Genomic DNA, 18,712 nt, shown 5'->3' with positions numbered 1-18,712 from the left:
AAACCCTCCCCTTACCGGAAGGTCAAGTAAAGCGGCAATAATAAAGATCGTCGCACTGGCACCAAGTATGCTAACGTTATTTTTCCGTGAAGCAGTGGTAGAAGCAATGAAGACGTTTTTCAGGACAATTTTGTTCACCAGCCTGATGGCAATGTGTGCGAACAGCTATGCGCTAAGTGAAAATGAAGCGGAAGATATGGCCGATCTGACGGCGGTTTTTGTATTCCTGAAAAATGATTGTGGCTACCAGAATTTACCCAACGGGCAAATTCGCCGCGCGCTGGTCTTTTTTGCTCAGCAGAACCAATGGGACCTCAGCAATTACGACAGCTTCGACATGAAATCTCTTGGTGAAGACAGCTACCGTGACCTGAGCGGTATTGGTATCCCTACTGCCAAAAAATGCAAAGCGCTGGCTCGCGATTCACTCAGTCTGCTCGCCTACGTGAAATAAGCTTCCCGACGCCCCTTGTTGAGCCTGTAGCCGTGCAACCACGGTGAGAGTTAGCTATCATGTTTCGCTCACTTTTTGTGAATGTAACGGATGTTAACAAAGGAGGAGTCTGCGTATGGCCGACCACACGTTGTGGCATGAAACACTGCATGACCAGTTTGGTCAGTACTTTGCCGTTGATAACGTGCTCTATCATGAGAAAACCGATCACCAGGATCTGATTATCTTCGAGAATGCCGCCTTTGGCCGTGTCATGGCACTGGACGGCGTCGTGCAAACGACCGAGCGAGATGAGTTTATCTATCATGAAATGATGACCCACGTCCCGCTGCTGGCGCACGGGCATGCGAAGCATGTCCTGATTATCGGCGGTGGCGACGGGGCTATGCTGCGTGAAGTTTCCCGCCATCGCTCTATTAAAACCATCACCATGGTGGAGATCGATGCGGGCGTGGTCTCTTTCTGCCGTCAGTACCTGCCCAATCACAATGCTGGTAGCTATGACGATCCGCGTTTTAACCTGGTGATTGACGACGGGGTTAACTTCGTTAATCAGACCACGCAGACCTTTGATGTCATTATCTCTGACTGTACCGACCCCATCGGCCCAGGCGCGTCGCTGTTTACTTCCTCCTTCTACGAAGGCTGCAAGCGTAGCCTGAATCCGGGTGGGATCTTCGTCGCGCAAAACGGCGTCTGCTTCCTGCAGCAAGATGAAGCTCTCGATAGCCATCGCAAACTGAGCACCTACTTTGGCGACGTCAGCTTCTACCAGGCCGCCATTCCGACCTACTACGGCGGGATCATGACCTTTGCCTGGGCGACGGATAACGACGTGCTGCGCCATCTCTCCACCGAAATTATCCAGGCCCGTTTCCATCAGGCGGGTCTTCAGTGCCGATACTACAATCCGGCCATTCATACCGCAGCCTTTGCGCTACCACAGTACCTGCAGGACGCCTTATCCACTAAGGGGGTGAGCTAATTGAAAAAGCTTAAACTACATGGCTTTAACAACCTGACCAAAAGCCTGAGTTTTTGTATTTACGATATCTGCTATGCCAAAACAGCGGAAGAACGCGATGGTTACATCGCCTATATCGATGAACTCTACAACGCCAACCGTCTGACCGAGATCCTGTCAGAAACCTGCTCGATTATCGGGGCAAACATCCTGAATATCGCCCGACAGGATTATGAGCCTCAGGGTGCCAGCGTAACCATACTGGTCAGTGAAGAGCCGGTCGATCCTAAACTTATCGACAAAACGGAACATCCTGGCCCGCTGCCGGAAGTGGTCGTCGCACATCTCGATAAAAGCCATATCTGCGTTCATACCTACCCGGAGAGCCATCCGGAAGGTGGGCTGTGTACGTTCCGCGCCGATATAGAAGTGTCGACCTGCGGCGTGATCTCCCCGCTGAACGCGCTGAACTATTTAATCCACCAGCTGGAATCCGACATCGTTACCATTGATTACCGCGTGCGTGGTTTCACGCGGGATATCAACGGCATGAAGCACTTTATTGATCACGAGATCAACTCGATTCAGAACTTTATGTCTGAGGATATGAAGGCGCTGTACGACATGATGGACGTGAACGTGTATCAGGAGAACATCTTCCATACCAAGATGTTACTGAAGGAATTCGACCTTAAGCACTACATGTTCCACACGAAGCCGGAAGATCTGAGCGAAGAAGAGCGTAAGGCCATCACTGACCTGCTCTGGAAAGAGATGCGCGAAATCTACTACGGCCGCAATATTCCGGCCGTGTAAGTGTTGCCCGGAGCAAGGATGCTTCGGGAAATTATCTCTGTTTCATAAACTCGCGGTATGCATTCACCACCTTCAGGAAGTCTTCAACGCCACACAGCGACAGACTTTCTTCGTCGTAGTAGCTCATCCCCTCTTCCATCTCGTCACCCGAGAATTCAAGCTGGTTGGCTCGTACCATCACCTCTTCGCCATCCATCCACAGCGTGTATTCGTGTCCGGCTCGTTGCCAGGAGCGTTCACTGCCTTTCACCGTATTCGCCGCCTGTTCAACTTCATCAAGAAGTGCGAGATTCTCTTTCACCTCTTCGTTAAACCAGTGTCCAACGGCTTCGTGGCCCATCGACATACGCACTTTCACCACTCCGGTGATGTCGCGCAGAAATTCGTAATCCATAGTGTTTTCCTCTGCAAAGCCATTACGTTAATTATCGCAGCAGAGAGGAAGAAAAAAAGCGTGGGAGGTGGGAGGAATGAAAATAAAAAGGTGAGAGCGAGGCCTTGCAGCCTGATGCCCTCACCTCCAGCCCCTCTCGCACAGGAGAGGGTAACATTTATTACACTGCCGTCTGGAAGATAACGCCGTCAGCTTTCTCAGTGTACTGGGACAGCTGATCGAAGTTCAGATAGCGGTAGGTATCCACCGCCGTCTTATCAACCTGAGCGACAAAGGTCTGGTACTCTACTGGCGTAGGCAGTTTACCGATCAACGCCGCAACTGCCGCCAGTTCCGCAGAGGCCAGATACACGTTCGCACCAGTACCTAAACGGTTAGGGAAGTTACGGGTAGAGGTAGACACTACCGTCGCACCGTCAGCTACGCGCGCCTGGTTACCCATACACAGGGAACAGCCAGGGATTTCAATACGCGCCCCGCTCTTACCAAATACGCTGTAGTAGCCCTCTTCGGTCAGCTGAGCCGCGTCCATACGGGTTGGTGGTGCCACCCACAGACGGGTTGGCAACTGGCCTTTATGGGTATCCAGCAGTTTACCTGCCGCGCGGAAGTGACCGATGTTGGTCATACAAGAACCGATGAACACTTCGTCGATCTTCTCGCCCTGAACATCAGAGAGCAGACGCGCATCGTCCGGATCGTTCGGTGCACACAGAATTGGCTCTTTGATATCAGCCAGATCGATGTCGATCACTGCCGCGTATTCTGCATCAGCATCAGCTTCCAGCAGCTGCGGATCGGCCAGCCATTTTTCCATGCCCTGGATACGACGCTCCAGCGTACGACGGTCGCCGTAGCCTTCTGCAATCATCCACTTCAGCAGCACGATGTTAGAGTTCAGATACTCAATAATCGGCTCTTTGTTCAGCTTGATGGTACAGCCCGCAGCAGAACGTTCAGCGGAAGCATCCGTCAGTTCAAATGCCTGCTCAACTTTCAGATCTGGCAGACCTTCAATTTCCAGGATACGGCCAGAGAAGATGTTTTTCTTCCCTTTCTTCTCAACGGTCAGCAGGCCCTGTTTAATCGCATACAGCGGGATCGCGTGAACCAGGTCACGCAGGGTGATACCCGGCTGCATTTTGCCTTTGAAGCGCACCAGAACGGATTCCGGCATATCCAGCGGCATCACGCCAGTTGCCGCAGCAAACGCCACCAGACCAGAGCCCGCCGGGAAGGAGATACCAATCGGGAAACGGGTATGAGAGTCACCACCGGTACCCACGGTATCTGGCAGCAGCATACGGTTCAGCCAGGAGTGGATAACACCGTCACCCGGACGCAGGGAAACCCCGCCACGGTTCATGATGAAGTCAGGCAGCGTGTGGTGTGTGGTCACATCAACCGGCTTCGGATACGCCGCAGTGTGGCAGAAGGACTGCATCACCAGGTCAGAAGAGAAGCCCAGGCACGCCAGGTCTTTCAGTTCATCACGGGTCATTGGGCCAGTGGTATCCTGAGATCCCACGGAGGTCATCTTCGGTTCGCAGTACGCACCAGGACGGATACCGGCGACGCCGCATGCACGACCCACCATTTTCTGCGCCAGTGAGTAACCACGATTGCTTTCCGCAACGTCTTTCGCATGACGGAATACATCGCTGTGTGGCAGACCCAGCGCTTCACGCGCTTTGGTTGTCAGGCCACGGCCAATAATCAGAGGAATACGGCCACCTGCACGCACTTCGTCGATCAGCACGTCGGTTTTCAGCTCGAAGCTTGCCAGCAGTTCGTTGGTTTCGTGGTTACGTACTTCACCTTTGAACGGGTAAACGTCAATCACGTCGCCCATGTTCAGGTTAGAAACATCCACTTCGATCGGCAGTGCGCCCGCATCTTCCATGGTGTTGAAGAAGATTGGAGCAATTTTTCCGCCAAGGCACAGACCACCACCGCGCTTATTCGGCACGTGTGGAATGTCGTCGCCCATGAACCACAGCACAGAGTTGGTTGCAGACTTACGGGAAGAACCGGTACCCACAACGTCACCCACGTAGGCCAGCGGGAAACCTTTTTTCTGCAGAGCTTCGATCTGTTTGATCGGCCCGACGCTACCCGGCTGATCCGGCTCAATGCCTTCGCGGGCGTTTTTCAGCATCGCCAGGGCATGCAGAGGAATATCAGGACGAGACCACGCATCCGGCGCCGGAGAGAGGTCATCGGTGTTGGTTTCGCCGGTCACTTTAAAGACGGTAACGGTAATTTTTTCAGCCAGAGCAGGACGGTTCAGGAACCATTCGGCATCAGCCCAGGATTGCATCACCTGCTTCGCATAGACATTGCCCGCTTTCGCTTTTTCTTCCACATCGTAGAAGTTATCGAACATCAGCAGCGTTGAGGAGAGCGCTTTAGCGGCAATCGGAGCCAGCTTGTCGTTATCCAGCGCGTCAATCAGCGGATGAATGTTGTAACCACCCTGCATGGTGCCGAGCAGTTCAATGGCTTTTTCAGGAGTAACCAGTGGGGAGGTGGCATCGCCTTTGGCGATAGCAGCAAGGAATCCGGCTTTTACGTAGGCAGCTTCATCTACGCCAGGCGGTACGCGGTTGATCAACAGATCTAACAGGAATTCTTCTTCGCCCTTAGGCGGGTTCTTCAGCAGCTCGACGAGCGCGGCCATTTGGGTTGCATCTAAAGGTTTGGGTACAATTCCCTCGGCGGCACGTTCTGCTACGTGCTTACGGTATTCTTCTAGCACGACGGTTCTCCTCGCTCTCATTGTCATATGCGGCGGGCGTTCTCTTCACGCTCCTGTGAGACAGCAGTTTGTAGGGTAAATGCCCGATACCGCGTCGGGCAGCATAGCAGGATTTCTGCACAGTGTTAATCCGTTTACAAAAAAGCAACATTAAAAAATTTGCTGAATCGTTAAGCATGGTGTAGCGGGGAGAGGAGATGATTTGAAGGTACAAAAAAACCGCCTCACAGCGGTTAATTTGTTGCCTTGCGGTGGTAGCACACCGGGCGGGCAGATTTGCGGCAACCCCAACGCAATGAATTTTGCATCACGCCCCGCTGGCTTGCAAGCCATTATGTCAATTTTGCGAAACGCCTTCCTGTTTCGAATGAAAATTCGTTTCGCTTCATTTTTCACCTTCAGAATGACGACTGAGTAGATTACGCTTCTTCTCGGCCTGCTTCGCTGGTGTAGCAACCAGTCACCGGGCCCGGGAGCAGTTCCGTAACCTACGCGGCAACACCAACTTGCCTGGTTCTGCCTTTCCCGGTGGAGAATGAACCCGCGTAGCCTTTACAGGAACGCACGCAATGGAGATGCGAATCACTGCGCTGATCGTTGTGATTGGTTTACTGCTTACCGCGCTGCACGGTGGCTGGAACATATCCGACATCACGGTGCTGTTTGTCGTCAACCTCGGCAATTAGCTGCTGGCCGCTCGCAAGAGCGGCCTTCTGAAATTCCAGCGATTTTTCCAGCATCACATATAATTGTGTAATAAATGCTCACACTCTTTATCCGGATACCCCGGATGGTTTCCCAAGAAAAGTCAAAACAGTAAAAGACGGGTGAATAATACTCACGCCAACCGTAACGCCTCACGGCACAGCGCTTGTCTCGTTGGAGTCATTTTATGAAGTTGTCTTTTAAGCCACATCTGCTTGTTCTTCTTTGCAGTACCGGGCTGCTTGCTGCCTCTGGCGTCATGTTCGTCAAAAGCCGTGCAACGGAGCCTGTAGGCCCGGCTCCCGTCGTACAGCAACCCGTTGCACCGGTAGCCCAACCAGCCCCTGCTCCTGCCGCGACACCTACGTACTCTGCCGCGCAAATCGATCAGTGGGTTGCCCCTATCGCGCTCTACCCGGATGCATTGCTGTCGCAAATTTTGATGGCATCAACCTACCCGGCCAACGTTATCCAGGCTGCTCAGTGGTCGAAAGACAACCCTAAAATGGAAGGTGACGCCGCTATTCAGGCCGTTGCCAGCCAACCCTGGGATCCCAGCGTAAAATCGCTGGTCGCCTTTCCTCAGTTGATGTCACTGATGGGAGAGAACCCACCGTGGGTACAAAATCTGGGCGATGCGTTTCTCGCACAACCCAAAGATGTGATGGATTCCGTTCAACGCCTGCGCGTGCTGGCGCAGAAGACCGGAGCGTTACAGTCGACACCTCAACAAACGGTCACCACGGTGACAAAAGCGGCGCCGTCTAAAACGAGCACCAGCGAGTCAACCACGACAACAACAACGTCCGCACCGGCTCCAACGGTGATCAAAATTGAATCTGCCGATCCACAAGTCGTGTACGTTCCCACCTACAACCCTAATACGGTTTACGGAACCTGGCCAAACACCGCCTATCCCCCCACCTATCTCCCGCCATCACCCGGCGAGCAGTTTGGCAACAGCTTCGTTAACGGTTTAGGCTTCAGCCTGGGCGTCGCGACAACCTATGCCATCTTCAGCAGCATCGACTGGGATGATGACGATGACTGGGATCATCACCATGACGACTGGGATAATCACGGCGGCTATAACCGCAACGGTGATAACAACATCAATATCAACGTTGAGAACTTCAATAAAATCAGCGGGCAGCGCCTGACGGATGCCAACCGCACCTGGCAGCACAACCCGGCTTATCGCGAAGGCGTGCCCTATCCGACGAACCAGCTCAACAACCGCTTCCACTCCACCAACACGGCCACAGGGTTAAGCTCAACGCAGCAAAAACCGGTTAATCGCGATAGCCAGCGTCAGGCCGCCCTCAGCCAGATGGAGAAATCAACGGGCAAAACCTTCCCTCAAACGGCTCGCACGGGAACCAGAGATGCCCAGCGCAAGGCCTCAAATGAACAGCTGAAGCAGATTTCCCAGCGCAATAACTACCGTGGCTATGACACAAAACCGCAGACGACAAAGCGGACGACCACGCAGCAGCGAGATAATCGCCAGACAGCGCAAAGAACTGAAAAACGGGTTTCGCAAACTGCGCAGCAACGCACGAGCCAGCAGCGAATCAGTCAGCCCCGGGCCAATGCTCTGAGTGGCAACGACAGCCGCTCCGCCAACTGGCAGGCACAGCAGCAGAGAGGGGCACAAAGCCGACAGCTCGCGGCTCGCCAACAACAACCGCGCCAGGCAACTGGCGGACGCGCTGAACGCCGTGAAATTCGACATCGTTAAGGGAGCCGACATGAAAAGTAAACTACTCAGTGGAATGGTGTTGTTCATGCTTTCGGCCTCGGCGATGGCGCAGCAATCCTTTAGCACGCCTGACCAGGCGACCGATGCACTGGCAAATGCCATTCGTGAGCAGAATGAAAGTGCAATGAACAACCTGCTTGGAGAGAACTGGCGCGATTTCCTGCCCCCTGAAGGCGTCGACCCTGATGCCGTCGATCGCTTCCTGCGCGACTGGAAAGTCCGTCATAACACCGTTGTTGAAGGTGACACGGCACATCTTGTTGTCGGAGAGACCGACTGGCAACTTCCTATCCCGGTCATCAAGACCACTTCTGGCTGGCAATTTGACATCAAAGAAGGTGCTGAGGAGATCCTGACCCGCGAAATTGGGCGTAACGAGCTCGCAGCGATTGAAGCCTTACATGCTTACGTGGATGCACAGCAGAGCTATTATGCGATGAACCAGAAGTATGCCCAGAAGATCGTCAGCACCACAGGGAAAAAAGACGGTTTGTACTGGCCTGCATCACCCGGTGAAGCACCCAGCCCGCTCGGCCCGGCATTCAGTCCAAAAGAACCGGGGACTGGCTATCACGGCTATCGCTTCAGAATTTTGCCGGATAACAATGGTTTCGCAATGGTTGCCTGGCCGGTCAGCTACGGTCAGACAGGCGTAATGAGTTTTGTGATAAACCAGGATGATACCGTTTACCAGAGGGATCTGGGAAAGGATTCGCAGCATAAAGCCCAGGCATTACCAGCATACAACCCGGATAAATCATGGGTGCCCGTTGTCCCCTGAATACCCTACGGCGCTTCGCTTGCACTGGCTTACGGTATGAGGTTTTATAGGCCGGGTAAGGCGAAGTCGCCGCCCGGCTTTTTAACTTACAGAATATTTGCGACCGATTTTGCCAGTTGCGCTTCCAGAACCGGTTTCGCTTCTTCGAATTTCAGGTTCACTTTGTTAGCATTAGACACGACACGTGTCTGATACTTAGCGCGATCGCCCTGCTCGGAGCTGGTCTGCAGTTTCACGCCCGATGTGCCCTGACGCAGTGCCGCGATGTTATCGGTGGTGACTTTTGCTTTGCTACGCTCAGAGATCTGCAGGTCGGTCACCATGGTATAGTTCACATCTTCTACCATCGCATCCGCCGCCATACCGATCAGACCCGCCGCCAGACCCACACCCAACGCCGCACCAGAAGAGTTGCTGTTATAGGCCGTAATACCGGCACCCAGCGCAGCACCAACAGCGGCACCTTCATAGCCGGTTTTCAGATAACCCTGAGATTCCCGCAGGTCCATTTTGTCTGCTTTCAGAACGTTAGCCTGCACCCAGTAGTAAGCCCCGTCAGGAGAACTGGTCACCTTATAACCTTTCGCAACAAGGTCGTTAGCCAGCAGGGTTTGTAGGTTGCTCATGTCTTTATCAGAGGTGTTTTTAACCTGAATGTAGACTGTTTTTTCGTTAGATGGCTCCAGCCAGATGGTTTCGCTCATCTGAGTTTTCACTTCCAGATTACGTTTTTTCACCGCAGTGGTCATCGCACCACACCCGGTCAGCGTCATCGCTGCTGCCACTAAGCCAATCACCGCAACTTTCTTCAAAGACATGTTATTTCCTTTTTTCGTGTAATCAAAAGTCCAGAACCCCTAAACCGTGCGGCCAGTAGCTACACAATGGTGAAAAAGGTATCGGCAGATGAGAGAAAGTTTTTAGCGGAAATATCAATAAGATACCTACCATAACGGGTAGGTTTTAGACAAAAAAAACGCCTCCGAAGAGGCGTTTAGCGATCATGAAGAAACTTATTTCTTCTTCGCTTTCGCGTTTGGCAGGTCGGTGATGCTACCTTCAAACACTTCTGCCGCCAGGCCCACAGACTCATGCAGAGTTGGGTGAGCGTGGATGGTCAGTGCGATGTCTTCAGCGTCACAACCCATTTCGATAGCCAGACCGATTTCACCCAGCAGCTCGCCGCCGTTGGTACCGACAATCGCACCACCGATCACACGGTGAGTCTCTTTGTCGAAGATCAGTTTGGTCATACCGTCAGCGCAGTCGGAAGCGATAGCACGGCCAGAAGCAGCCCACGGGAAGGTGGCGGTTTCGTAGCTGATGCCTTTCTCTTTCGCTTCTTTCTCAGTCAGACCAACCCATGCAACTTCTGGCTCGGTGTACGCGATGGATGGGATCACTTTCGGATCGAAGTAGTGTTTCATGCCGGCGATAACTTCAGCGGCAACGTGACCTTCGTGAACACCTTTGTGTGCCAGCATTGGCTGACCGACGATATCGCCGATAGCAAAGATGTGCGGCACGTTGGTGCGCAGCTGTTTGTCAACACGGATGAAGCCACGATCGTCCACTTCCACGCCAGCTTTGCCCGCGTCGAGGTTTTTACCGTTCGGCACACGGCCGATAGCCACCAGCACGGCGTCGTAACGCTGTGGTTCGGATGGGGCTTTTTTGCCTTCCATGGAAACGTAAATACCGTCTTCTTTCGCTTCAACGGCAGTGACTTTGGTTTCCAGCATCAGGTTGAATTTCTTGCTGATGCGTTTGGTGAAGACTTTAACAATGTCTTTGTCAGCAGCCGGGATAACCTGGTCGAACATTTCAACCACGTCAATATCTGAACCCAGCGCATGGTACACGGTACCCATTTCCAGACCGATGATACCGCCACCCATAACCAGCAGGCGTTTTGGAACGGTTTTCAGTTCCAGCGCATCGGTGGAATCCCAAACACGTGGATCTTCGTGTGGAATGAATGGCAGTTCGATTGGGCGAGAGCCTGCCGCGATGATCGCGTTGTCGAAGTTAATCACGGTTTTACCGTTTTCGCCTTCAACTTCCAGGGTGTTTGCACCGGTGAATTTACCCAGACCGTTTACCACTTTCACTTTACGGCCTTTGGCCATACCTGCCAGACCGCCGGTCAGCTGAGTGATAACTTTCTCTTTCCAGGTACGAATTTTGTCGATATCGGTTTTCGGCTCGCCGAAGACGATACCGTGTTCAGCCAGCGCTTTGGCTTCTTCGATAACTTTGGCTACGTGCAGCAGCGCTTTAGAAGGGATACAGCCGACGTTCAGACAAACACCACCGAGGGTGCTGTAACGTTCTACGATGACGGTTTCCAGACCTAAATCCGCGGCGCGGAATGCTGCGGAGTAACCTGCCGGGCCTGCCCCAAGTACTACGACCTGAGTTTTGATTTCTGTGCTCATCATGACCTCTTAATTTATACCCGTCGTCCACCGGGTCGTTCTATCCGCCCGCAGTTTACAAAATTGTTAACAATTTTGAAACAACAAACGGCTCACGAATTGTCGCTTTCGCCAATAACCTCACAAACCTTATGAGATTACCAGAAAAAAGCCGGCCGTCAGGCCGGCTTTTCGATTACATCACCAGGCGGCGAATGTCGCTCAAGGTGTTGTTGATGATGGTGATGAAACGCGCACCATCAGCACCGTCGATCACGCGGTGGTCGAAGGACAGAGAGATTGGCATCATCAGACGCGGTACGAACTCTTTGCCATTCCACACCGGCTCCATCGCGGACTTGGACACACCAAGGATCGCAACTTCAGGCGCGTTCACAATCGGTGCGAAGTGGGTTGTACCCAGGCCACCGATGCTGGAGATAGTGAAGCAACCGCCCTGCATTTCGCCAGCAGTCAGCTTACCATCACGCGCTTTTTTGGAGATCACGGTCAGTTCACGGGACAGCTCAGTGATGCTCTTCTTGTTCACGTCTTTGAAGACCGGAACAACCAGACCATTTGGCGTATCAACCGCGACACCGATGTTGATGTATTTCTTCAGCGTCAGCTTCTGGCCATCTTCGGACAGGGAGCTGTTGAAGCGTGGCATCTGTTCCAGAGCAGCGGCAACGGCTTTCATGATGAAGACCACTGGGGTGAATTTCACGTCCAGTTTACGCTTCTCAGCTTCGGCATTCTGCTGTTTACGGAACGCTTCCAGATCGGTGATATCGGTTTTGTCGAAGTGCGTAACGTGCGGGATCATCACCCAGTTACGGCTCAGGTTAGCACCAGAGATTTTCTGGATACGACCCAGTTCCACTTCTTCGATTTCACCGAACTTGCTGAAGTCCACTTTCGGCCATGGCAGCATGCCCGGGATACCGCCGCCTGCCGCTGCAGCTGGTGCAGCTTCAGCGCGTTTCACCGCGTCTTTCACGTAAGTCTGAACGTCTTCGCGCAGGATACGACCTTTACGGCCAGTCCCTTTCACTTTCGCCAGGTTAACACCGAATTCGCGCGCCAGGCGACGAATCAGCGGAGTCGCGTGGACGTAAGCGTCGTTTTCAGCGAACTCAGATTTGCCTTCCGCTTTTGCAGCAGGGGCAGCAGCTGGTTTAGCAGCCTGAGCAGGTGCAGCAGTTGGTGCTGGAGCAGCCGCAGCCGCCGGAGCAGCAGCAGGCGCAGCGCCTTCTACTTCGAAGACCATGATCAGAGAGCCGGTAGACACTTTGTCGCCAGTGCTGATTTTGATCTCTTTAACGGTACCCGCGAATGGCGCAGGGACTTCCATGGAAGCCTTGTCGCCTTCTACGGTGATCAGTGACTGTTCAGCGGCAACTTTGTCACCCACTTTCACCATCACTTCGGTCACTTCAACTTCGTCACCGCCGATGTCTGGTACGTTAACGTCTTTCGCGCCACCAGCAACCGCAGGAGCCGCGGCCGCCGGAGCAGCTGCCTGAGCAGGCGCAGCAGCAGGTGCAGCACCCGCCACTTCGAAGATCATGATCAGAGAGCCAGTAGACACTTTGTCACCGGTGTTGATTTTGATCTCTTTAACGGTACCCGCGAACGGAGCTGGCACTTCCATAGAGGCTTTGTCGCCTTCTACGGTGATCAGTGACTGCTCAGCCGCAACGGTGTCGCCCACTTTCACCAGGATTTCAGTGACTTCAACTTCGTCACCGCCGATGTCAGGCACGTTAACTTCTTTCGCGCTCGCGGCAGCTGCTGGAGCAGCGGCGGCCGGAGCGGCTTTCTTCTCTTCCTGCGCAGGTGCAGCAGCTGCTGCACCGTCGGCGGAATCGAAAATCATGATCAGTTTGCCAGTCTCGGTTTTATCGCCAACAGAGACTTTGATCTCTTTAACGATGCCAGCCTGAGGAGACGGGACTTCCATAGAGGCTTTGTCGCCTTCTACGGTGATCAGCGACTGTTCAGCTTCAACTTTGTCGCCTACTTTGACCAGGATCTCGGTGATTTCAACTTCATCAGCCCCGATGTCCGGTACATTGATTTCGATAGCCATTATTCTTTTACCTCTTACGCCAGACGCGGGTTAACTTTTTCTGCATCGATGTTGAATTTGGTAATTGCTTCCGCAACCACTTTCTTATCGATTTCGCCACGTTTAGCCAGTTCGCCCAGTGCTGCTACAACCACGTAAGAAGCATCAACTTCGAAGTGGTGACGCAGGTTTTCGCGGCTGTCAGAACGACCGAAGCCGTCAGTACCCAGTACGCGATAATCATCAGCTGGTACGTAAGTACGAACCTGCTCAGCGAACAGTTTCATATAGTCAGTAGACGCCACCGCTGGTGCATCGTTCATCACCTGAGCGATGTACGGAACGCGTGGGGTTTCCATTGGGTGCAGCATGTTCCAGCGCTCACAATCCTGGCCATCACGCGCCAGTTCAGTGAAGGAAGTCACAGAGTACACATCGGAACCTACGCCGTAGTCCTTCGCCAGGATCTGTGCTGCTTCACGTACGTGACGCAGGATAGAACCGGAGCCCAGCAGCTGAACTTTACCTTTGCTACCTTCGAGGGTTTCGAGTTTGTAGATACCTTTACGGATACCTTCCTCGGCACCTGCTGGCATTGCCGGCATGTGGTAGTTTTCGTTCAGGGTGGTGATGTAGTAGTAAACGTTCTCTTGTGCTTCACCGTACATGCGCTGCAGACCGTCATGCATGATGACTGCCACTTCGTACGCGTAAGACGGGTCGTAAGAGATACAGTTAGGGATGGTCAGAGACTGAATGTGGCTGTGACCATCTTCGTGCTGCAGACCTTCACCGTTCAGGGTCGTACGACCGGAAGTACCGCCTACCAGGAAGCCGCGAGCCTGTTGGTCGCCAGCCTGCCAGCACAGGTCACCGATACGCTGGAACCCGAACATGGAGTAGTAGATGTAGAACGGGATCATTGGCAGGTTGTTGGTGCTGTAAGAGGTCGCAGCAGCCAGCCAGGATGCGCCAGCACCCAGTTCGTTGATACCTTCCTGCAGGATCTGACCTTTCTCGTCTTCTTTGTAGTATGCAACCTGCTCACGGTCCTGCGGGGTGTACTGCTGGCCGTTCGGGCTGTAGATACCGATCTGACGGAACAGACCTTCCATACCGAAAGTACGCGCTTCGTCGGCGATGATTGGAACCAGACGATCTTTGATCGACTTGTTCTTCAGCATCACGTTCAGGGCACGAACGAAAGCGATGGTGGTAGAGATTTCTTTGTTCTGCTCTTCCAGCAGCTGAGAGAAGTCTTCCAGCGCTGGCAGTTCCAGTTTCTCGGTGAAGTTAGGCTGACGAGCTGGCAGGTAGCCTTTCAGCGCCTGACGACGTTCGTGCAGGTACTTGTGCTCTTCAGAACCTTCCGGGAAGGTGATGTAAGACAGGTTTTCTACCTGCTCGTCAGTCACTGGAACGTTGAAACGGTCGCGGATATAACGCACGCCGTCCATGTTCATTTTCTTAACCTGGTGAGCGATGTTTTTACCTTCTGCGGTATCACCCATGCCGTAACCTTTGATGGTGTGGGCCAGGATTACAGTCGCTTTACCTTTGGTTTCCTGCGCTTTTTTCAGTGCAGCGTAGACTTTCTTCGGATCGTGACCACCACGGTTCAGGGCCCAGATCTGCTCATCAGTCCAGTCTGCAACCAGTGCTGCGGTTTCAGGATATTTACCGAAGAAGTGCTCACGAACGTAGGCACCGTCTTTGGATTTGAAGGTCTGGTAGTCACCGTCAACGGTTTCGTTCATCAGCTGGATCAGTTTACCGCTGGTGTCTTTACGCAGCAGCTCATCCCAACGACCGCCCCACATGACTTTAATCACGTTCCAGCCAGCACCGGCGAAGATGCCTTCCAGTTCGTTGATGATCTTACCGTTACCGGTGACCGGACCATCCAGACGCTGCAGGTTACAGTTGATGATGAAGCACAGGTTGTCCAGCTTCTCACGGGTCGCGATGGTGATCGCACCTTTAGATTCTGGCTCATCCATTTCACCGTCGCCCAGGAAGGCATATACGGTCTGCTCAGAGGTGTCTTTCAGACCACGGTGTTCCAGATATTTCAGGAACTTAGCCTGGTAGATCGCACCGATTGGGCCCAGACCCATAGAAACGGTCGGGAACTGCCAGAAGGTTGGCATCAGTTTAGGGTGCGGATAAGAAGACAGACCTTTACCGTGAACTTCCTGACGGAAGTTGTTCATCTGCTCTTCAGTCAGACGACCTTCCAGGAATGCACGTGCATAGATGCCCGGAGAGATGTGGCCCTGGAAGTACACCAGATCGCCGCCGTCTTTCTCGTTCGCTGCACGGAAGAAGTGGTTGAAGCACACTTCGTAAACAGTTGCAGAAGACTGGAAGGACGCCATGTGGCCACCCAGTTCCAGGTCTTTCTTGGATGCGCGCAGAACGGTCATGATGGCGTTCCAGCGAATTGCAGAACGGATACGACGTTCCAGATCCAGATTGCCCGGGTATTCCGGTTCGTCTTCGACGGCAATCGTGTTTACGTAGTTGCTAGCCCCTGCACCTGAAGCAACCTTCACACCGCCTTTGCGGGCTTCAGAAAGCAGCTGATCAATCAGATACTGAGCGCGCTCAACACCTTCTTCACGGATGACCGATTCGATCGCCTGTAGCCAGTCGCGAGTTTCGATCGGATCCACGTCATTTTGGAGACGTTCTGACATGGGGGTATTCCTTATCTATCTAATACGTTGATTTGTCTGGAACCTGTCCCATTGTGCTCTTGGGCAAGAACACAATAAGACAGGTTCTGCGTTTAGTTGCCGCGCTCTAAAAGTACCTGGCGCTTAATCCTTTCGTTGCTGTATGCGGCGTAATGAACGCTCGCGACGCGATTGTTCACGGCTGCGGTCCAGCAAGATTTCCTCAATGAAAGCCAGATGTCGGTGCGACGCTTCGCGCGCCTGCTCCGGTTCCCCGGCCATTATCGCCTCGAATACTCGGGTGCGATGGTTGCTTACCAGTGGGAGCATGTCCCGACGGGCATACAACAATTCAAAATTCTGACGAACGTTCTGGGCCAGCATGGGCTCCATGCAGCGTAGCAGATGGAGGAGCACCACATTGTGGGCCGCTTCGGTGACGGCAATTTGATACTGGACGACGGCGCTGGACTCGGCGTCTAAATCGCCGGACTGCTGTGCCCGTTCAATGGCCTGATGCAGTTCGCGGATACGCACGCGATCTTCATCAGTGCTGCGAAGAGCGGCGTAATAGGCCGCAATACCTTCAAGAGCGTGACGGGTCTCAAGCAGGTCAAACTGGGATTCTGGGTGGTCAGAGAGAAGTTCTACCAGCGGATCGCTGAAGCTCTGCCACAGGCTGTTTTGCACAAAGGTTCCGCCGCCCTGGCGACGAAGCAGCAAGCCCTTTGCTTCGAGACGTTGAATCGCCTCACGCAGAGAGGGACGTGAAACGTCGAACTGTTTTGCCAGCTCGCGTTCTGGCGGAAGTTTCTCACCCGGGCGCAGAGTCCCTTCGAGGATTAAAAACTCCAGCTGCTGCTCAATCACATCAGATAGTTTTGGTTGGCGAATTTTGCTGTAGGCCATATTCCCTGTCTTACGCCTTTTTGCCCGGAGTCAATTGGTCTTACCAATTTCTATTTCGTATCGCTAAAGTAACAAAGTATTCACCTTCTGTCCATATTGGTTTTGATTGAAATCAGTAAACGCTGCACATTTTAACAACCTTACAGAAATAACGTTTCAGAAATGTAACTTTGCACAAATGAGTTGATTACTCACAAAGAGGGAGTTTTAACCATATTGAAACGAGGGTTTTTGCAATCTGAAGCGATTCAACAAAGCAAATAATGAAAATTAGCCCACTTATGGCGCATTTCTATTCTATAGGTTGGGGTAAGAAAGGTTCGCGGAGTGATTTACAAATGCTTTCTTTTTATTCAACTCGTCATCAGCCCTTCATAAAGCAGGTGCATTCGCAGGCACTTACCACTATTCTGGCGCTTACGGAAGTCATCTGCGATTTTTTCGGTATCATTAACCGTAAAGAAATAAATACAGAAAACGGACATTCATAATTACACACGCCCAGCGTGAACATAACAACCACACACGAGGTTTCAAATGGAAGCTCAACAGCACGGCGATCAGCTAAAGCGCGGCCTGAAAAACCGCCATATTCAGCTCATCGCATTGGGTGGTGCTATCGGCACTGGCCTGTTCCTGGGAAGCGCATCCGTTATCCAGTCAGCCGGTCCTGGCATTATTTTGGGTTACGCTATCGCAGGTTTTATTGCTTTTCTGATTATGCGTCAGTTAGGTGAAATGGTTGTTGAAGAACCCGTTGCCGGTTCTTTCAGTCACTTTGCCTATAAGTACTGGGGGAGCTTCGCGGGTTTCGCCTCTGGCTGGAACTACTGGGTGCTGTACGTACTGGTTGCCATGGCTGAACTTACCGCTGTCGGTAAGTACATCCAGTTCTGGTACCCGGAGATCCCAACCTGGGCCTCTGCTGCAGCCTTCTTCGTCCTCATTAACGCCATTAACCTGACCAACGTAAAAGTGTTCGGAGAGATGGAGTTCTGGTTCGCCATCATCAAAGTCATCGCCGTTGTGGCCATGATCATCTTCGGTGGCTGGCTGCTGTTCAGCGGTAACGGTGGCCCGCAGGCAACGGTACGTAACCTGTGGGAACAGGGCGGATTCCTGCCGCACGGCATGAGCGGGCTGGTGATGATGATGGCTATCATCATGTTCTCCTTTGGGGGGCTGGAGCTGGTGGGTATTACCGCCGCTGAAGCCGACAACCCGGAGCAGAGCATCCCGAAAGCCACTAACCAGGTTATCTACCGTATTCTGATCTTCTATGTGGGTTCACTGGCCGTACTGCTCTCTCTGCTGCCATGGACGCGCGTGACCGCGGATACCAGCCCGTTTGTGCTGATCTTCCACGAGCTGGGCGATACCTTCGTGGCAAACGCCCTGAACATCGTGGTGCTGACTGCAGCGCTGTCCGTTTACAACAGTTGCGTATACTGCAACAGCCGTATGCTGTTTGGTCTGGCTCAGCAAGGTAACGCCCCGAAAGCCCTGCTCAACGTCGACAAACGTGGTGTGCCGGTAAACACCATTATCGTATCGGCCATTGTGACGGCGCTGTGCGTACTGATTAACTATCTGGCCCCGGAATCTGCCTTCGGACTGCTGATGGCACTGGTGGTTTCGGCTCTGGTTATCAACTGGGCGATGATCAGCCTGGCGCACATCAAGTTCCGCCGCGCCAAACAGCAGCAAGGTGTGACTACGCGTTTCCCGGCTCTGCTTTATCCGTTGGGTAACTGGGTGTGTCTGCTGTTCATGGCCGCTGTGCTGGTCATCATGCTGATCACCCCGGGGATGGCGATTTCTGTGTACCTGATCCCGGTCTGGATTGCGATCCTCGGCGTGGGTTATCTGGTTAAACAGAAAAACGGCAACGCGGTGAAAGCACACTAATCTGCCCTTCCACTCTGCACGCCTTTTCCGGTGTGCAGAGTGTTGTTACCTTCCTCACAAATTCCCGCCAACAGCAATTTTATCCATATCACCGA

At 53.0% G+C, this 18,712-nt stretch carries 13 protein-coding genes; 6 read left to right on the top strand and 7 right to left on the bottom strand.

What is annotated here, in order from left to right; all coding sequences use genetic code 11:
- Positions 1–106: 106 nt before the first annotated feature.
- The 3 genes from WB237_RS15085 to speD all read left to right on the top strand — a co-directional run bounded on the left by WB237_RS15085 (position 107) and on the right by speD (position 2,234).
- A complete protein-coding gene (locus WB237_RS15085; RefSeq protein WP_028016713.1) occupies positions 107–454 on the top strand; it encodes a YacC family pilotin-like protein in 348 nt (115 codons plus the stop codon).
- A 115-nt stretch (positions 455–569) separates the two neighbouring features.
- Complete coding sequence (speE, locus tag WB237_RS15080; protein ID WP_336214248.1) at positions 570–1,439, top strand: polyamine aminopropyltransferase; 870 nt, start codon at positions 570–572, stop codon at positions 1,437–1,439.
- Positions 1,440–2,234, top strand: coding sequence for an adenosylmethionine decarboxylase (gene speD / locus WB237_RS15075; protein WP_028016711.1), 795 nt, complete (start codon positions 1,440–1,442; stop codon positions 2,232–2,234).
- A 31-nt stretch (positions 2,235–2,265) separates the two neighbouring features.
- On the opposite strand, the gene yacL is transcribed toward speD, so the two are convergent.
- Both yacL and acnB read right to left on the bottom strand, forming a co-directional pair.
- Entirely contained in the window at positions 2,266–2,628 is a 363-nt protein-coding gene (gene yacL / locus WB237_RS15070) for a protein YacL (RefSeq protein WP_028016710.1), read from the bottom strand.
- A 160-nt stretch (positions 2,629–2,788) separates the two neighbouring features.
- Complete coding sequence (acnB, locus tag WB237_RS15065; protein ID WP_336214244.1) at positions 2,789–5,386, bottom strand: bifunctional aconitate hydratase 2/2-methylisocitrate dehydratase; 2,598 nt, start codon at positions 5,384–5,386, stop codon at positions 2,789–2,791.
- A gap of 892 nt (positions 5,387–6,278) precedes the next feature.
- Between acnB and WB237_RS15060 the strand changes: the two genes are divergently transcribed.
- Complete coding sequence (locus WB237_RS15060; protein ID WP_336214242.1) at positions 6,279–7,832, top strand: DUF3300 domain-containing protein; 1,554 nt, start codon at positions 6,279–6,281, stop codon at positions 7,830–7,832.
- A gap of 10 nt (positions 7,833–7,842) precedes the next feature.
- Positions 7,843–8,634 (top strand): DUF2950 family protein, encoded by a 792-nt coding sequence (locus tag WB237_RS15055; RefSeq protein WP_336214240.1) that lies wholly within the window; start codon positions 7,843–7,845, stop codon positions 8,632–8,634.
- 86 nt (positions 8,635–8,720) lie between these two features.
- Here the strand turns inward: WB237_RS15055 and traT are convergent, their stop codons facing one another.
- The 5 genes from traT to pdhR form a co-directional block, all read right to left on the bottom strand.
- Positions 8,721–9,452, bottom strand: a complete 732-nt coding sequence (traT, locus tag WB237_RS15050; RefSeq protein WP_336214238.1) for a conjugal transfer complement resistance protein TraT — start codon at positions 9,450–9,452, stop codon at positions 8,721–8,723.
- A gap of 195 nt (positions 9,453–9,647) precedes the next feature.
- Positions 9,648–11,072 carry a dihydrolipoyl dehydrogenase gene (lpdA, locus tag WB237_RS15045; protein WP_023332094.1) on the bottom strand — a complete coding sequence of 475 codons (1,425 nt, stop codon included), beginning with the start codon at positions 11,070–11,072 and terminating at the stop codon, positions 9,648–9,650.
- A 175-nt stretch (positions 11,073–11,247) separates the two neighbouring features.
- On the bottom strand, positions 11,248–13,143 hold the full coding sequence (gene aceF, locus WB237_RS15040) for a pyruvate dehydrogenase complex dihydrolipoyllysine-residue acetyltransferase (RefSeq protein WP_028016705.1): 1,896 nt from the start codon (positions 13,141–13,143) through the stop codon (positions 11,248–11,250).
- Positions 13,144–13,157: 14 nt separating this feature from the next.
- Positions 13,158–15,821 (bottom strand): pyruvate dehydrogenase (acetyl-transferring), homodimeric type, encoded by a 2,664-nt coding sequence (aceE, locus tag WB237_RS15035; protein ID WP_028016704.1) that lies wholly within the window; start codon positions 15,819–15,821, stop codon positions 13,158–13,160.
- A 123-nt stretch (positions 15,822–15,944) separates the two neighbouring features.
- The gene (gene pdhR, locus WB237_RS15030) at positions 15,945–16,709 is read right to left on the bottom strand and encodes a pyruvate dehydrogenase complex transcriptional repressor PdhR (protein ID WP_008501960.1); all 765 of its coding nucleotides are present in this window, start codon (positions 16,707–16,709) and stop codon (positions 15,945–15,947) included.
- A 537-nt stretch (positions 16,710–17,246) separates the two neighbouring features.
- Here pdhR and aroP point away from each other — a divergent pair.
- Positions 17,247–18,617, top strand: a complete 1,371-nt coding sequence (gene aroP, locus WB237_RS15025; protein WP_336214233.1) for an aromatic amino acid transporter AroP — start codon at positions 17,247–17,249, stop codon at positions 18,615–18,617.
- The last annotated feature ends 95 nt before the right edge of the window (positions 18,618–18,712 follow it).

Origin of the sequence: Enterobacter sp. P82 (genome assembly GCF_037053385.1) — a bacterium.
Lineage (GTDB): Bacteria > Pseudomonadota > Gammaproteobacteria > Enterobacterales > Enterobacteriaceae > Enterobacter.
Note: the sequence above shows the minus strand (reverse complement) of the source record. Positions and strands in the feature narration are given on the sequence as shown.

Excerpts from the sequence above, each read along its gene's own strand:
- WB237_RS15085 (WP_028016713.1), top strand. The coding sequence starts at position 107 with ATGAAGACGTTTTTCAGGACAATTTTGTTCACCAGCCTGATGGCAATG.
- speE (WP_336214248.1), top strand. The coding sequence starts at position 570 with ATGGCCGACCACACGTTGTGGCATGAAACACTGCATGACCAGTTTGGT.
- yacL (WP_028016710.1), bottom strand. The coding sequence starts at position 2,628 with ATGGATTACGAATTTCTGCGCGACATCACCGGAGTGGTGAAAGTGCGT.
- WB237_RS15060 (WP_336214242.1), top strand. The coding sequence starts at position 6,279 with ATGAAGTTGTCTTTTAAGCCACATCTGCTTGTTCTTCTTTGCAGTACC.
- WB237_RS15055 (WP_336214240.1), top strand. The coding sequence starts at position 7,843 with ATGAAAAGTAAACTACTCAGTGGAATGGTGTTGTTCATGCTTTCGGCC.
- traT (WP_336214238.1), bottom strand. The coding sequence starts at position 9,452 with ATGTCTTTGAAGAAAGTTGCGGTGATTGGCTTAGTGGCAGCAGCGATG.
- lpdA (WP_023332094.1), bottom strand. The coding sequence starts at position 11,072 with ATGAGCACAGAAATCAAAACTCAGGTCGTAGTACTTGGGGCAGGCCCG.
- aceF (WP_028016705.1), bottom strand. The coding sequence starts at position 13,143 with ATGGCTATCGAAATCAATGTACCGGACATCGGGGCTGATGAAGTTGAA.
- aceE (WP_028016704.1), bottom strand. The coding sequence starts at position 15,821 with ATGTCAGAACGTCTCCAAAATGACGTGGATCCGATCGAAACTCGCGAC.
- pdhR (WP_008501960.1), bottom strand. The coding sequence starts at position 16,709 with ATGGCCTACAGCAAAATTCGCCAACCAAAACTATCTGATGTGATTGAG.
- aroP (WP_336214233.1), top strand. The coding sequence starts at position 17,247 with ATGGAAGCTCAACAGCACGGCGATCAGCTAAAGCGCGGCCTGAAAAAC.